This is a genomic window from Embleya sp. L77 (assembly GCF_055557415.1).
In genome coordinates this window covers 250,232-266,713 of record NZ_CM145709.1, presented here as the reverse complement: position 1 = coordinate 266,713, position 16,482 = coordinate 250,232, and the positions used below count along the sequence as shown (strand labels likewise).

Genomic DNA, 16,482 nt, shown 5'->3' with positions numbered 1-16,482 from the left:
CGTCCGAACGGAAGGGGGCTGCCCGAGATGTCCAACGAGCAGAAGCTTCGAGAGTATCTGAGGCGGGTCACCACGGACCTGCAGCGAGCACAGCGCGAGCTGCGCGACGCCGAGGCCGCCGCTCGCGAGCCGATCGCGATCGTCGGAATGGCGAGCCGCTTCCCGGGCGCCCCACACACCCCCGAGGACCTGTGGGAACTGCTCCGTACCGGCGGGGACGCCCGCACGGAATTCCCGACCGACCGTGGCTGGGACATCGACCGGCTGTCCGACCCGGATCCCGACACCCCGGGCACCACCTACCTCACCCAGGGCGGCTTCCTGCCCGACGCCGGGCGGTTCGACGCCGAGTTCTTCGGGATCTCGCCGCGGGAGGCGCTGGCGATGGACCCGCAGCAGCGCCTGCTGCTGGAAACCTCGTGGCAGGCACTGGAGAGCGCCCGGATCGACCCGGCGTCGCTCCGGGGCAGCGCGGGCGGCGTGTTCGTCGGGGTGATTCCGCAGGAGTACATGCCTCGTGCGGGGGAGACGCCCGCGGAGCTGGAGGGCTTCGTGCTCACCGGCGGCACCACCAGCGTCGCGTCGGGGCGGATTTCCTATGTGCTGGGCCTGCTGGGGCCGGCGGTGACCCTGGACACGGCGTGCTCGTCGTCGTTGGTGTCGATCCACCTGGCGGAGCAGTCGCTGCGCAGCGGGGAGTGCGACCTCGCGCTGGCGGGCGGCGCCACCGTGATGGCCGGCCCCAGCGTGTTCGTGGAGTTCTCCCGGCAGCGCGGGTTGGCGCCGGACGGGCGGTGCAAGGCGTTCGCGGCGGCGGCGGACGGTACCGGCTTCTCCGAGGGGGTGGGGGTGCTGGTGCTGGCCCGGCTCTCCGAGGCCCGCCGGCGCGGGTTGCCGGTGCTCGCGGTGATCCGCGGCAGCGCGGTGAACTCGGACGGCGCCTCCAACGGCCTGACCGCGCCGAACGGCCCGTCCCAGCAGCGGGTGGTCCGGCAGGCGCTGAGCAATGCCGGCCTCTCCGCCGCCGAGGTGGATGTGGTGGAGGCACACGGCACGGGCACCCGGTTGGGCGATCCGATCGAGGCGCAGGCGCTGTTGGCCACCTATGGGCAGGCGCGTTCGGCCGGTTCGGACGATCGGCCGCTTCTGCTGGGCTCGTTGAAGTCGAACATCGGGCATACGCAGGCGGCTGCCGGGGTGGCCGGGGTGATCAAGTTGGTGATGGCGATGCGGCACGGGGTGGTGCCCGCGACGTTGCATGTGGACGAGCCGACGCCTGCGGTGGACTGGTCCTCGGGTTCGATCGAGTTGGTGACCGAGTCGCGGCCGTGGCCGGCGACCGGGCGGCCGAGGCGGGCGGCGGTGTCCTCGTTCGGGATCAGCGGCACCAACGCGCACGTCATCCTCGAACAGGCACCCGCAGACGCCCCGGAGCCGGCCTCCGCGCCGGAAGACGAGCCGATGTCCGAGGAGGCGGTGGTACCGACCGAGTTGCCGGTGGTGCCGGTGGTGGTGTCGGCGCGGTCGGTGGAGGCGTTGCGGGTTCAGGCGGGGCGGTTGGCGTCGTTGGTGGACGGTGGTGGTGTGTCGCCGGTGGATGTGGGGTTGTCGGCGGCGGTGTCGCGGTCGGTGTTCGAGCATCGTGGTGTGGTGGTGGCCGGCGATCGGGTCGAACTGGTCGCGGGGTTGCGGGCGTTGGCCGCCGGGGATGCCGCTGCCGGGGTGGGTGTGGTGTCGGGGGTGGCGGGTGAGGGGCGTACGGCGTTCCTGTTCACCGGTCAGGGTGCGCAGCGGGTGGGGATGGGTCGGGAGCTGTACGAGGTGTTCCCGGTGTTCGCGTCGGCATTCGACGAGGTGTGTGCCCGGTTCGACGGGTACTTGTCGCGGTCGTTGCGGGATGTGGTGTTCGGTGGGGTGGGGTTGGACGAGACGGGGTTCACCCAGCCGGCGTTGTTCGCGGTCGAGGTGGCGATGTTCCGGCTGCTCGAGTCGTGGGGTGTGCGACCGGATTTCGTGACGGGGCATTCGATCGGCGAGTTGGCCGCGGCGCATGTGGCCGGGGTGTTCACGTTGGACGACGCCTGCCGCGTCGTCGCGGCGCGGGGCAGGTTGATGCAGGCGTTGCCGGCGGGTGGGGCGATGGTTGCGGTCAAGGCGACCGAGGCCGAGGTCGTGGAGGTGTTGCGGGGGCGCGAGGCGCGGGCGGGGATCGCGGCGGTCAACGGGCCGTCGTCGGTGGTGGTTTCCGGGGTCGAGGACGTGGTCCTCGCGATCGCGGACGAGTTGCGCGGGCGGGGGCACAAGACCGGCCGGCTCACCGTCAGTCACGCGTTCCATTCCCCGCTGATGGACCCGGTCCTGGAGGAGTTCGCGGCGGTCGTGGGCGGTGTGACGTTGTCCGAGCCGGTCGTGGCGATGGCTGCGGGCGTCGAGGAGGTGTGTTCGGCGCGGTATTGGGTGGACCACGTCCGGGAGCCGGTGCGGTTCGCGGATCAGCTGGCCCGGTTGCGGGAGTCGGGGGTGACCCGGTTCGTGGAGATCGGGCCGGACGGGGTGTTGACCGCGATGGGCCCCGAGAGTGTGGCGGGCGCGTCGTTCGTGGCGTTGCAGCGCCGTGACCGGCCCCAGGTCCGCACCGCCGTGACCGCGCTGGCGCACCTGCACACCGACGGCCACACCGTGGACTGGTCCCGGTTGTTCACCGGCACCGCCGCGACCCTGACCGACCTGCCCACCTACCCCTTCCAACACCGCAACTATTGGCTCCCGCAGTCGTCGTCGGGTGGCATCGTCTCGGCGGGGCAGGTGGCCGCGAGTCACCCGATGCTGGACGCGGTGGTGCGCATCGCGGGTGCCGACGAGGTGGTGTTCACCGGCCGCCTGTCCGCGCGGACGCACGCCTGGGTCGCCGAACACGAGTTGGGTGGACGGGCGTTGGTGCCGGGTACCGCGCTGATCGACATGGCGATGTGGGCCGGCGACGAGGTCGGCTGCGCCGGTGTGGCCGAGATGGTGGTCACCGCGCCGCTGGTCCTGCCGGAAACGGGCGGGGTGCGGGTCCAGCTCGTGGTGAACGAGTTGCAGGACACCGGGCAGCGGCCGTTCGCGATCCATTCCTGCCACGAGACCGACGAGGAGTGGACCTGCCATGCCACCGGTCTGTTGGCCTCCTCGGTCCCGGAGCCGCGATTCGAGCTGACCCAATGGCCGCCGGCCGGTGCCGTGCCCCTGGCGACGGACGGCTTCTACGAGCGGCTCGCGGAGAACGGCTACGTGTACGGTCCGACCTTCCGTGGGCTGCGGACGTTGTGGCGCCGCGACGGCGCCGCCGGCGCCGAGTTCTTTGCCGAGGTGGCGCTGCCGGAACACACGGACACGGCACGATTCGGGATCCATCCCGCCCTGTTCGACGCGGCCATCCACCCTCGGGTCTTCGCCGCGGTCGCCGACGCGGGCGAGGACTTCACGCTCCTACTGCCGTTCGTGTGGAACGGGATCAGCCTCCATGCCACCGGCGCGAGCACGCTGCGGGTACGGGTGATCATCGACGGCGAGACCGAGGGCGGGACCTCCTGCCGGGTGCAGATGGCCGACGAGACGGGACAACCGGTCGCCGAGGTGCGGTCGGTGGAGGCGCGCCCGGTGTCGGCGGACGGGCCGGCCGGGCGGGACGAGACGGCCGGCTCGCTGTTCGGCGTGGACTGGGTCGGGGTCGAGGTGGGCTCGACCGAACAGGCCGGGCACTGGGCCCTGATCGGCGGTCCCGACCGGTCGGTGGACGCGGTGTTGACGGTCGACCGTCGCGAGGCGTGGTCGGACGCGGCCGGGGCCGACGTCCTGGTCGCCGTCTACGCCGCCCGGCCGGCCGGCGAGATCGTCGCGCAGGTGCACGAGACGGTCGTCGAGGCGCTGGAGCTGGTGCGGGCATGGCTGGCCGACGACCGGTTCCCGGCAAGCCGGCTCGTCGCGCTGACCCGTGGCGCGGTGGTGGTCGGCGGGGACGACGCCGCGCCTGATCCGGTGGGCGCCGCGGTGTGGGGCCTGCTGCGTTCGGCACAGTCGGAACACCCCGACCGGATCGTGCTGGCGGACGTCGATGCCGACCCGGCCTCGCTCGCGGTCCTGCCCGCGGTGCTGGCGGCGGGCCATGATCAGGTCGCGGTGCGCGCCGGCGCGGTGAGCGTGCCACGCCTGGCCCCGCAGCCCGCGGCGGACACCGCCGGGCCGGAGTTGGCGCCGGACGGCACGGTCCTGGTGACCGGCGGAACCGGGGCGCTGGGTGCGCTGTTCGCCCGGCACCTGGTCACCGGGTACGGCGTCCGGCACCTGGTGCTCACGAGCCGACGAGGCTCGGACGCCCCCGGGGCGGACGTACTGGTCGAGGAACTCACCGCGCTGGGCGCCTCCGTAGGGGTGGTGGCCTGTGACGTGGCCGACCGCTCGGCGCTCGCGGCCGTGCTCGACGCGATCCCGGCGGAGCACCCGCTCACCGGCGTCGTGCACACCGCCGGCGTCATCGACGACGGCATCATCACCGCACTCACCCCCGACCGGATCGCCACCGTGCTCCGCCCCAAGGTCGACGCCGCATGGCACCTGCACGAACTCACCCGTGACCGACCGCTCGCGATGTTCGTGCTCTTCTCCTCCCTCGCCGGCACGCTGGGCAACCCGGGCCAGGCCAACTATGCGGCGGCCAACCACTTCCTCGACGCGCTCGCCGGGTACCGTCGCGCGCACGGCCTTCCCGCGCTCTCGCTGGGCTGGGGTCTGTGGTCCGTGGCGGGCGGCATGCAGGCCGAGGTCACCGCGGGCGGCGTCGACCACCTGCGGCAGACGGGACTGCGGCCGCTCTCCGCCGCGGGCGGCGCGGCGCTGTTCGACCGGGCGCTCGCGGCGGACCGCCCGGTGGCCCTGCCGGTGCGGCTCGACCTGCGGACGCTGCGGGCCGGATCGGCTCCGGTCCCGCCGATGTTGCGGAGCCTGGTGGGGCGTTCGTCCCGCCGGGTGGTTCGGCAGGGCGCGGGCGGCCTGCGGGCACTGGCCGACCGGCTGGCCGCGTTGCCGCACCAGCAGCGGCACGAGCAGGTCGCCGACCTGGTGCGCACCGAGGTGGCCGCGGTGCTCGGGTTCGGCTCCGGCGAACGGATCGGCGAGGGTGTGCCGTTCCGCGAGTTGGGCTTCGACTCGCTGACCGCGGTCGAACTGCGCAACCGGCTGGCCGCGGTCACCGGCCTGCGGTTGTCGCCCGGGGTGGTGTTCGACTACCCGACGGTCTCGGCGATCGCCGAGCACCTGCTGTCCGAACTGAGCGGCGACCTGCCGGCTTCGGCCACCGCCGTCGCCGCGTCGGTCCCCGGTCCCGGCGGCGAGAACGAGCCGATTGCGATCGTCGGCATGGCGTGCCGCTTCCCGGGCGGGGCCAACACCCCCGAGGAATTGTGGCAATTGGTGGTCGACGAGGTCGACGCGATGGCGGACATGCCCGACGACCGCGGCTGGGACATCGAGCGGCTGTGGGATCCGGATCCCGACAAGCCCGGCACGTTCTATCCGCGGGCCGGCGGATTCATCGACGCCGCCGCCGAGTTCGACGCCGGCTTCTTCGGGATCTCGCCCCGCGAGGCGCTCGCGATGGACCCGCAGCAGCGGTTGCTCCTGGAGACCTCGTGGGAGGCGCTGGAGAGCGGCGGCATCGACCCGCAGTCGTTGCGGGGCAGCAACACGGGCGTCTTCACCGGGTTGACCGCGCAGGGATACGGAGAGGGTGGCGACGGGGTCGAGGAGAGCGCCGAGGGGTATCGGCTGACCGGCTCCACGACGTCCTTCGGTTCCGGCCGGATCTCCTACGTCCTGGGGCTGGAAGGCCCGACGATGTCCATCGACACGGCGTGCTCGTCGGTGCTGGTGTCGCTGCATCTCGCCGCGAACGCGGTGCGCAGCGGCGAATGTGCCCTGGCGCTCGCGGGCGGGGCGACGGTGATGGCGCAGCCCATCGGGTTCATCGAGTTCTCCCGGCAGCGCACCCTGTCGCCGGACGGCAGGGCCAAGGCGTTCGCGGAGTCCGCGGACGGCACCGGGTGGTCGGAGGGTCTGGGCCTGTTCGTGCTGGAGCGGCTGTCCGACGCCCGGCGGAACGGACACCCGGTGCTCGCGCTGGTCCGGGGCAGCGCGGTGAACTCCGACGGCGCGTCCAACGGCATGACCGCGCCCAATGGCCCGTCGCAGCAGCGGGTGATCCGGCAGGCGCTGGCCAACGCCGGCGTCGAACCGTCCGAGGTGGACCTCCTGGAGGCACACGGGACCGGCACCCGGCTCGGCGACCCGATCGAGGCGCAGGCGCTGCTGGCGACCTACGGTCGGGATCGGCCGGCGGACCGCCCGCTGTGGCTGGGGTCGGTGAAGTCCAACATCGGGCACACCCAGCACGCCGCCGGGGCCGGCGGGCTGATCAAGGCGGTCATGGCCATGCGGCACGGCCTGATGCCCAGGACCCTGCACGTGGACGAGCCGACGTCCGCGGTGGACTGGTCCTCGGGTGCGATGGAACTGCTGACCGAGGCCCGCCCGTGGCCGGAGCTCGACCGGCCGCGCCGGGCCGCGGTGTCCGCATTCGGGATGAGCGGCACCAACGCGCACGTCATCCTCGAACAGGCACCCGACGACCCGACCCCGGCCCCGGCACAGGTCGCGGTGTCCCTGCCGGCGGTGCCGTGGGTGTTGTCGGCCAAGTCGCCGCAGGCACTGCGTGCGCAGGCCGACCGGCTGCTGTCGGTGTCGGCCTCCGACGTCGCGCCGAATCCGCTCGACATCGGCTTCTCCTTGGCGACCCGCTCGGTGTTCGACTACCGCGCGGTGCTGGTCACCGGGGGAGGTGCCCAGGCAGCGGCCGGGCTGCGGGCGATCGTGGAGGGCGAGGCGACCGCGGCCCGGGACGGCCGGACCGCGTTCGTGTTCACCGGGCGGCCGGTCATCGACCGGTTCGCCGACGGAGCGGAACGCGACCTGTACGAGACGTTGCCGGTATATGCCGAGGCGTTCGACGCGATCCTGACCGAACTCGGCGACAAGGGGGAGGACGCGAGCCTGTTCGCCGCGGAGGTGGCGCTGTTCCGGCTGGTCGAATCCTGGGGTCTGACGTTCGGCTGCGTCGCCGGGACCGGGATCGGCGAGATCGCCGCCGCGTACGTCGCCGGGGCGCTCTCGTCGGCCGACGCCGCCCGGCTGGTGACCACCGGAGACCGGGGTGACGTGACGTTCGCCGAACCGCGGATCCCGGTGGTGTCGCTGCACACCGGCCGGCCGCTCGTCGCCGGCGACCCGGTGGGGTCGGCGGGGTCCTCCGAGGGGATCGCCGCCGCCGAGCGGTGGATGGACGAGCAGCGGGTGACCCGGTTCGTCGAGTCGGGCCCCCGACGCACGATCGAGGGTTCGATACTCCTGCTGCGGGACGACCGGCCGCAGGTGCACACCGTGTTCGACGGCCTGGCGGAACTGTTCGTCGCCGGGGCGTCCGTCGACTGGGGCGCCGTGTTCGCCGGAACCGGGGCGCGCCGCACCGGCCTGCCCACCTACCCGTTCCAGCGCGAGAGGTACTGGCCGGCCGAATCCACCGAGGCCGCGAGCCTCGACCCGGACGCCACCGAGCACGCCCTGCTCGGCACGGCCATCGCGGTGGCGGGCCGGGACGAACTGGTGTTCACCAGTCGCCTGTCGCTCACCACGCATCCCTGGTCGGCCGACCATGTCGTGGCCGGCCTGCCGGTGCTGCCCGGGTCGGCCCTGGTGGACCTGGCGATCCGGGCCGGCGACGCGAGCGGCTGCCCGGTGCTGGCGGAGCTCACGATCGCCGAGCCGCTCGTCCTGCCCGACCGCGGCGGTGTGCGGGTGCAGGTCGTGACCGGCGCCGCCGACGAGGCCGGGCGGCGGACGGTGGGCATCCACACCCGGCCCGCCGCCGGACCGGGCACGGACGGCGCGACGCGGGACTGGACCTGCCACGCCACCGGCCTGCTCGCCCCCGCCGGCGACCGGCCGCAGGTCGACTCGGCCGGGTGGCCGGTGGCCGCGGCCAAGGCGGTGGACTGGGCGTACGAGGACTTCGCCGACGCGGGCCATCGCTACGGCCCGGTGTTCCGCGGCCTGGAGTCGGTGTCGCGCCGGGGCGACGAGGTGTTCGCCGAAGTCCGGCTGCCCGAAGGGGCGAGCGCCGACGTCGGCAGATTCGGGATCCACCCGGCCCTGCTGGAGGCCGCGGTGCAGCCGCTGCTGATCGGCGCCGCCGAGGTCGAGCCGGACGGTACGGCCCTGCTGCCGCTGCGGTGGGAAGGCGTCGCCCTGCACGCCACCGAGGCGACGGTCCTGCGCGTGCGCCTGGCGCCCGCCGGATCGCGGGGCTTCCGCCTGGAGGCGGTCGACGAGGCCGGACTGCCGGTGCTGGTGGCCGAGTCGGTGCGGCTGGTCCCGGCGCGCCTGACGCCTCGGGACGGCGCGGCGACCGCGGCTCCCGGCCGCGCCTCGCTGTTCGAACTGGGCTGGATCCCCGTCCCGCCGCAGGCCGACGACGAACCGGAGAGCCTGCTCGCCCTGCTCGGCGGCGACCCGGGCGACCCCGGCGACCTCGGCGACCTCGCCGCGGTGGCGCCACTGCGGTTCGCCGACATCGAGTCGGCGGCGGCGTCCTACACCCCGTGGGACGTCCTGCTGGTGCAACCGTCGCAGCCGGGCGCCTCCGCCTGCCGACCGGCGGATGTGCACCGGGCCGTGGAACGGGCGCTCGGCGTGGCGCAGTCCTGGCTGGCCCAGGAGAACCTGCCGGACAACCGCCTGGTCGTGGTGACCAGGGGAGCGATGGCCGTCGAGGCGCGGGACGAGGTGCGCGACCCGGCCGGCGCCGCGGTGTGGGGTCTGCTGCGGTCGGCCCAGGCGGAGCACCCCGACCGGATCGTGCTGGTCGACCTGGACGACGACCCGGCCTCGACCGAGCTGTTGTTCACGGCGGCCCAGGTGGGGGAACCGCAACTGGCCGTCCGGGCCGGGCGCATGCTCGCGCCGCGGCTGGTGCCGTCGACCGCGTCGGGCGGGCCGGCGCCGATTCTCGCGACGTCCGGCACCGTGCTGGTCACCGGCGCCGACGGGCCGCTCGGGGCGCTGTTCGCCCGGCACCTGGTCACCGCGTACGGGGTCGAGCACCTGGTGCTCGCCCATCCGCACGGGCCGGATGCGGCCGCCGAGCGGCTGCGGGACGAACTGGCCGGTCTCGGTGCCACGGCCACCGTGGTGGCCTGCGACCCGGCCGACCGGGCGGCCGTGCACGCGCTGCTCGCGGACATCCCGGCCGAGCACCCGCTGACCGGGATCGTGCACACCCAAAACGTCCTGGACGACGGGGTGTTCACCGCGCTGACCACCGAGCGGGTCGGGCACGTGCTGCGGCCCAAGGTGGACGGGGCGTGGCACCTGCACGAGTCGACCGCGGACGCGCCGCCCGCACTGTTCGTGCTGTTCTCCTCGGTGGTGGGCATGCTCGGCAGCCCGGGGCAGGCCAACTTCGCCTCGGCGAACGCGTACCTGGACGCGCTGGCCACGCAGCGCCGGGCCGCCGGACTGCCCGCGGTGTCGATGGCCTGGGGCCGGATGGTCGAGAGCGCCCAGTCCGGCCTGCGGGTGATCGCCGAGGACGAGGCCCGCGAACTCTTCGACGCGGCGCTCGCCACCGGCCACGCCGTGGTCGCGCCGGCACCGCTGGACCCGGCCGCGCTGCGCCGTGACACCGCGCAGATTCCGGTCGTGCTGCGCGGGTTGGTGCCGCGCGCCGAGCGCCGGAAGGCGAGCGCCGAGTTGCCGGCCGACCGGTTCGCGGAGATGACCAGGACCGAGGCCGAGGCGTACCTGCGTGACCTGGTGCGTGCCGAGGCGGCCGGGGTGCTCGGGCACGCGACGCCGGAGAACGTGCAATGGGAGGTGTCCTTCCGGGACTCGGGATTCGACTCGCTGTCCGCGGTGCAGTTCCGCAACCGGCTGGCCGAGCAGACCGGCCTGTCGCTGCCCACCACGCTGGTCTTCGACTACGCATCGCCCGGCGTACTGGTGGACCACCTGCTCGAACGACTCGCCGTCACCGACGGGGTCAGCCGCCGCTCCGCCCTGGCCGAACTGGACAGGCTGGAGGCCGTCCTGATGGCCGTTCCGGTCGAACCGGTGGACGAGCAGGTCTCCGGCCACACGGAGATCGCCGCCCGACTGACCGCCATCCTCGCCCGCTGGAACAAGACCCGGCCCGATGCGCGGCCCGACGCGGTCGCCGCCGGCGGCGAGTTCGACCTGGCCGCCGCGATCGAGACCGCGACCGAGAACGAGGTCTTCGACTTCATCGACCGGGAGCTGGGCCGCTCCTCCGCCAACCCGAACCGCTGACCACCAGGAGATATTGGTGAACGCACCGATCCGTTACGCCGAAGCCCTACTGACCGGAATGCTCGGCACCTTCGGCCTGGACATCGAGTATGTCCGGGCGGAGAAGAACACGCTGTACTGCCTGGACGACGCCGGCACCGAGGTGCCGGTGCTCGACCTGGTCGGTGGTTGGGGCTCGCTGATGCTCGGGCACAACCATCCGGAGATCGTGGCGTACGCGAAGGAACTGCTGGACACCGGTTGGCCGGTGCACTCGCAGCACTCCTCGCACCCGGTCGCCGACCGGGTCGGCGCGGTGCTCAACGAGATCATCGGCCGCGAGTTCCCCGGCGCCGAGCCGTACCCGATCATCTTCGCCAACAGCGGTGCGGAGGCGGTCGAAGCGGCGGTCAAGCACTGCGAGTTCGACCGCGTGTTGCGGATGAAGAGTCTGTTCGAGCAGATCGAGTGGCACGCGGACGTGGCTCTGAACGCGGTGCGCGACGGGGTCGCGGCACTGCCGGACGACACGTCCCTGCTGCCCGGCGACGTGCCGGCGCCGACCGGCATCGAGGAGTTCGCGGCGTTGCTCGGCGCGGTGGCCGCGCACAACGTCGCGCAGGCGGGGACCGGCCCGGTGTTCTTCGCGCTGGAGCGGGCGTTTCACGGAAAGCTGGTCGGCAGCACCCAGTTCACCTACAACCCGCTGTTCCGGGCGGCGTTCGCATCGCTCGGGATGACGGTGAAGTTCGTACCGCCGAACGATGCGACGGTGTTCGAGCAGCTCGTGACCGAGCAGCGGGTCACCGTGCTCGACGTCGAAGTGCTGGACGGCAGGGTCACCCTCGTCGAGCGCGACTTCCCGGTCCTCGCCGGACTGATCGTCGAGCCGATCCAGGGCGAGGGCGGGATCCACGAGCTGACCGGCGAGTTCGTCGCCCGGATCCGGCAGATCTGCGACGAGGTCGAGTGCCCGATCGTCGTGGACGAGATCCAGACCGGGATGGGGCGGACCGGAAAGTTCTTCGCGAGCTCGCACATTGGGCTGCTGGGCGACTACTACGTGCTGGGCAAGTCGCTCGGCGGCGGCATCGCCAAGACCTCCGCCATGCTGGTCCGCCAGTCGCGCTACCGCCCGGAGTTCGAACTGGTGCACAGCTCGACCTTCGCCAAGGACGGTTTTTCCACGGCCATTGCCCTGCGTACGCTCGAACTCCTGGAGGCCGACGACGGGGCGGCCTACGACCGCGCCGCGGAACGCGGCGGGCGAATCCTGGGCATGTTGCGCGAGCTGGCCGCGCAGTTCCCCGACGTGGTGGCCGACGTGCGCGGCCGCGGACTGCTCATCGGACTGGATTTCGCCGACCAGAGCAACGCCTCGTCCCCGATCATCCGGGAGAAGGCGCGGGCCGGTCTGCTCGTCTTCCAACTGGGCAGCTACCTCCAGTTGGCCCACCACATCCGCACCGGACCGACCGCGAGCGTGCCGACCATGTTGCGGATCGAGCCGTCGATTTACATCGGCGACGAGGAGATCGACCAGCTGCGGACCGGCCTCACCCAGGTCTGTCGGATCCTGCGCAACCAGGACGCGTTGCAGCTGATCCACCCGTTGACCGGCGCCGGCGAGCCGGCACGCGCGCGGATCGAGGACTTCCGGCCCGCGACGGACGACGCGCCCGCGCCGACGGAGCCGGCCGATCGCCGGGTCGGGATCGTCGGCTACCCGCTGACGCCGGACATGTTGCGGGAGTTCGACCCCTCGCTCGGCGACCTGGACGATGACCGTCTGCTGGCCTATGCGCGGCGGTCCGAGCTGCTCAAGGACCTGCCGGCGCTCGCACCGGTCCGGTTCGACTCGCCGCAGGGCACGTCGGTGGATCTCACCGTCTACCCGCTGCTGGTGACCCAGCAGCAGCTGCGGGAATACCAGGTCTCCGGACAGACCTTCCTGATCGGCCTGGACCTGGACCGCCGGGTGCGCGCGGCGAAGGCGGACGGCTGCGACACCGTCGGCCTCGGGTTCGGGCTCGGGGCGGTCGTCGGTCACGGCCGCGCCCTGCGGGTTCCCGGGATCACCGTGACCGCGGGCAGTGCGCTGGCGGTCGGCTCGGCGCTGGCCGCCGTCCGGCATGCGGCGGTCGAACGCTTCGGCGGACTCGGCGGGTTGACGATGGCGGTCGTCGGCGCGGGAGGGCGGATCGGCTCGGCCCTCGCCGCGATCGGCGCCCGGGAGGCGGCCAGGATCGTGCTGGTGGGCAGTGGCCGGCCGGGTTCGGCCGAGCGGCTGCGGGCCACGGAACACCGGATCTACCAGGAGGCGTGGGCGCAGATCGCGGCCGGCGGCGAGCCGACCGGCATCGCGGCGGGGCTGTCCGCCGAGCCGCTCGTCGCCGGGTGGCTGGCCGACGGGCGCCCCGGCGACGAGCCCAGCGGCGCGGCCATCGCGGCCTATCTCGCCGACAATCGCGACGCCGACCCGTTCGTCGTCGTGGCCGATGATCTTTTGCCGGTGCGAAATGCGCACGTGGTGTTCACAGCACATTCGAGCCCGGTTTCCGTGTTGGACGAGAAGTATCTCGCCGACGGCGCGATCATCGGCGATTTGTCCTTTTTCGGCACCGGTTCCGAATCCGCCGCGGCGGATTCTCGCGACGATCTACACTACGTGCGGGCCGGTGTACTTTCCGTGTCCAATGGCGGTATTCTGCCACGCGGAGTCAGCGTTTCACCGGGTGCTGATGAATTGCTGGCGGGGGCGGCGGAAGCAATCACACTCGCGTTGTCCGGCGGCGGTGGATCGATGGGCGGCGGCGTCATTACCCGCGAGCGGGTGGACGCCATGGTCGAACTCGCGAAGCAGCACGGATTCGAGACGATTTCCATCTGAAGTCTGCCGAACACCGGTTCGCCGGACCATCGGCCGATGGTCCGGCCTGATCAACAGAGGTAAGTGGAATGTCAGAGTCACCAGAGTCCGAGTCGAAAGTGGCCACGGAGGGCGCGCCCGACCCCCATTACGCCAACCGCTGGTTGATCCTGGCGGTGATCGGTATCGCGCAGATGACGATCTTCCTGGATACGACCGTCGTCAATATCGCGCTGCCGTCCGCACAGGCGGATCTCGGGTTCGGCGACGCGGACCGGCAGTGGGTCGTCACGGCGTACGCGCTCGCCTTCGGCAGCTTACTGCTGCTCGGCGGCAGGGTGGTCGACCTCGTCGGCGCGAAGCGCTCGCTGATGATCTCGATCATCGGATTCGGTGTCATGTCGGTGCTGGGCGGCGCGGCCAACGGCTTCCCCATGCTGGTCACCGCTCGTGCGCTGCAGGGAGGGTTCGCCGCGCTCGTCGCGCCGGCGGCGCTGTCGTTCCTGCTGACCGTGTTCAAGGACCCGAAGGAACGGGTCACCGCGTTCGGCGTCTACGGCGCACTCGGCAGCGGCGGGCTCGCGCTCGGCCTGATCCTCGGCGGCGCGCTGACCGACTGGCTGGACTGGCGCTGGTGCCTGTACGTCAACGTGATCCTCACGGCGGTCGTCTTCATCGGCGCGTCGCTGACGATGCAGAACCGGCAGGCCGAACACCGCCCGGAGAAGCTCGACCTGCCCGGCACGGTGACGGCGTCGGTCGGCCTGTTCTGCCTTGCCTACGGTCTCTCCAACGCCGCCGACGGTCACTGGGGCGGCACCGACGTGTGGGGCTTCCTGGTCGGGAGCGGCGTGCTGCTGGTCGCGTTCGTGGTGTTCGAGCTTCGCTCACGGACCCCGTTGCTGCCGATCAGGATCGTGCTGCACCGCAACCGGGGCAGCGCGTATCTGGCCATGTTCCTGTTGGGGATCGGGCTGTTCGTGCAGTTCCTGTTCCTGACCTACTACCTCCAGCTGATCCTGGACTTCTCGGCGATCCAGAGCGGTCTGGCCTTCCTGCCGATGATCGTGGGGATCGCGATCGGCGCGACCACCGTTCCGCCGGTCCTCGAACCCAAGCTGGGATCGCGCATTCTGATCCCGGCCGGCCTCCTGCTGGCCGCGATCGGGTCGTTCTGGCTCAGCCGCCTCACCACCGACAGTTCGTACGCCTCCGGCGTGCTGGCCCCGACCCTGATCGCCGGCATCGGCTTCGGGCTGGTCGTCTCGCTGGGGGCCGCGGTCGCCACGGTCGGCGTCGAGCCACAGGACGCCGGGGCCGCGTCGGCGTTGGTCAACACGGTGCAGCAGGTGGGTGGTTCGATCGGCACCGCGCTGCTGAGCACGCTGGCGATCACCGCGGCGGACTCCTACATCGAAGGCAAGACGCCGACTCCGCAACTCGCCGCGGAAGCCTCCGTGGAGAGCTACACGACGGCGTTCTTCTGGGGCGCGATGGTCTTCCTCGGCGGAGCGGTCGTCTGCGGCCTGCTGTTCGACCGCTTCGTGACGGCGCAGACCGACCCGGAGGTCGGTGAACCGGCCGTCGTACCCGGCGTCTGATTCCTCCGCACCCGTTCGACCGGCAACCGGTCGTCGGTCGGCACCCGGTTCCGTGACTTGGTTCCGAGTACCAGCCCGGCGGCCGGTTTCTGGGTTGTGGACGCTGGGACTCCCCGGCCGGAGCGGATTGACTTGAGTACGGATGCGGTGCGGTGAGCCCACCCCGATCGGGGTCGGCCCGCGACCCACGATCGAAGGAGAGCTTCGTGACAGCAGTGGCCGATGAGCGGGCGGACGCGACGACCGGGCCGGCGGTCGACCCGGCGGAGCTTCTGACACGTACCCGCGAGCTTGCTCAGCTGATCCGCGAGAACGCACCGAAGACCGAGCAGGACCGCAGGCTCGCCGAGGAGGTCGTGGTCGGGCTGCGCGACGCGGGGCTGTTCCGGCTCACCACGCCGACCCGGTTCGGCGGGTACGACCTGCGGATGTCGGATCTGCTGGCGATCATCGCCGAGGTCGGCAAGTCGTGCGGGTCGGCCGGCTGGAACCTGTCCATCGACACCGCGTCGACCCGGTTCGCGCTGAACGGCATGCCGGAGACCGCGTTGGCGGAGATGTTCGCGGACAACCCCGACGCGTACGTGATCTCCACGGCCCACCTGAGCACGACGAAGGCGCGGCGGGTGGACGGCGGCTTCCGGGTGAACGGCACGTTCCCGTGGAGCTCGGGTTGCGAGATCGCGGACTGGGCCTACATCCCGGTCGTGCACGTCTACGACGGCGACGCCCAGACCGCGGACCTGGTCGGCGGCGTCGTGCCGATGAGCGACCTGAAGATCGAGCGGACCTGGCACGTGGCGGGCCTGGCCGGTTCCGGCACCCACACCGTCGTGGCCGAGGACGTGTTCATCCCGGAACAGCGGGCGGTCGCGTTCAGCCTCACGGATCTCGTGGGCGAGGACGAGCGGGACAGCATGCTCCTCCAGGGCAGCGCGCAGTCGCTCGCCGCGATCGTGGGAGCGGCGGAGGGCGCGCTGGAGGTCACCAGGCAGACGCTCGCCAAGAAGCGGCCGATCACCTACGTCAACTACGAGGCGGCCGTCGACGCGCCGTCGGTGCAGATGTGGTTCGGCGAGGCCGCGCACCTGATCGAAACCGCCCGGATGCACCTGCGGGAAGTCGGTGCGGCGCTCGACGGGATACCGGAAACCCAGCCGATGCCGTGGGAAAAGCGGGCCCGGCTGCGGATGCACCAGAGGTCCGCCCATGAAAAGGCGCGGGCGGGTGTGGAGAAGCTGCTCGACGTCGTCGGAGGCAGCGCATTCGCCCTGTCGAACCCGCTGCAGCGCCTGTGGCGGGACATCTCGGTGATGAGCCGGCACACCGCGCTCAACGCGCCGATCATTTTGGAGGACTACAGCCGGGCGACGCTGGACATCCACCCGTCGGTGACCCTCCTGTACTGAGGCGTTTCTCGGGGCCGGGCCCTTCGGGGTGGCCCCTCGTGGTGATCGAACAATGCGTCGGTATTGCTCGGCGGCCGGGTTCTTCCGGTGGCCGCCGAGCAATACCGATGCGCCTTTTTGCGGACGCTGTGCCACCGAATCCGCAGCGGTTCCCGTTGGTATCGGCCACCAGATTTCCGTCCGCATTATGGGTTCGGGCGACAAGCCA

At 71.9% G+C, this 16,482-nt stretch carries 4 protein-coding genes; all 4 read left to right on the top strand.

Annotated elements, in window-relative coordinates; genetic code table 11:
• The first annotated feature begins 27 nt into the window (after positions 1-27).
• The 4 genes from ACZOOI_RS00965 to ACZOOI_RS00950 all read left to right on the top strand — a co-directional run bounded on the left by ACZOOI_RS00965 (position 28) and on the right by ACZOOI_RS00950 (position 16,274).
• Complete coding sequence (locus ACZOOI_RS00965) at positions 28-10,416, top strand: type I polyketide synthase (RefSeq protein WP_465278920.1); 10,389 nt, start codon at positions 28-30, stop codon at positions 10,414-10,416.
• Positions 10,417-10,432: 16 nt separating this feature from the next.
• Positions 10,433-13,285, top strand: coding sequence for an aminotransferase class III-fold pyridoxal phosphate-dependent enzyme (locus tag ACZOOI_RS00960; protein WP_465278919.1), 2,853 nt, complete (start codon positions 10,433-10,435; stop codon positions 13,283-13,285).
• A gap of 68 nt (positions 13,286-13,353) precedes the next feature.
• On the top strand, positions 13,354-14,865 hold the full coding sequence (locus ACZOOI_RS00955) for an MFS transporter (RefSeq protein WP_465278918.1): 1,512 nt from the start codon (positions 13,354-13,356) through the stop codon (positions 14,863-14,865).
• A 206-nt stretch (positions 14,866-15,071) separates the two neighbouring features.
• Positions 15,072-16,274 carry an acyl-CoA dehydrogenase family protein gene (locus tag ACZOOI_RS00950; RefSeq protein WP_465278917.1) on the top strand — a complete coding sequence of 401 codons (1,203 nt, stop codon included), beginning with the start codon at positions 15,072-15,074 and terminating at the stop codon, positions 16,272-16,274.
• The last annotated feature ends 208 nt before the right edge of the window (positions 16,275-16,482 follow it).

Excerpts from the sequence above, each read along its gene's own strand:
- ACZOOI_RS00965 (WP_465278920.1), top strand. The coding sequence starts at position 28 with ATGTCCAACGAGCAGAAGCTTCGAGAGTATCTGAGGCGGGTCACCACG.
- ACZOOI_RS00955 (WP_465278918.1), top strand. The coding sequence starts at position 13,354 with ATGTCAGAGTCACCAGAGTCCGAGTCGAAAGTGGCCACGGAGGGCGCG.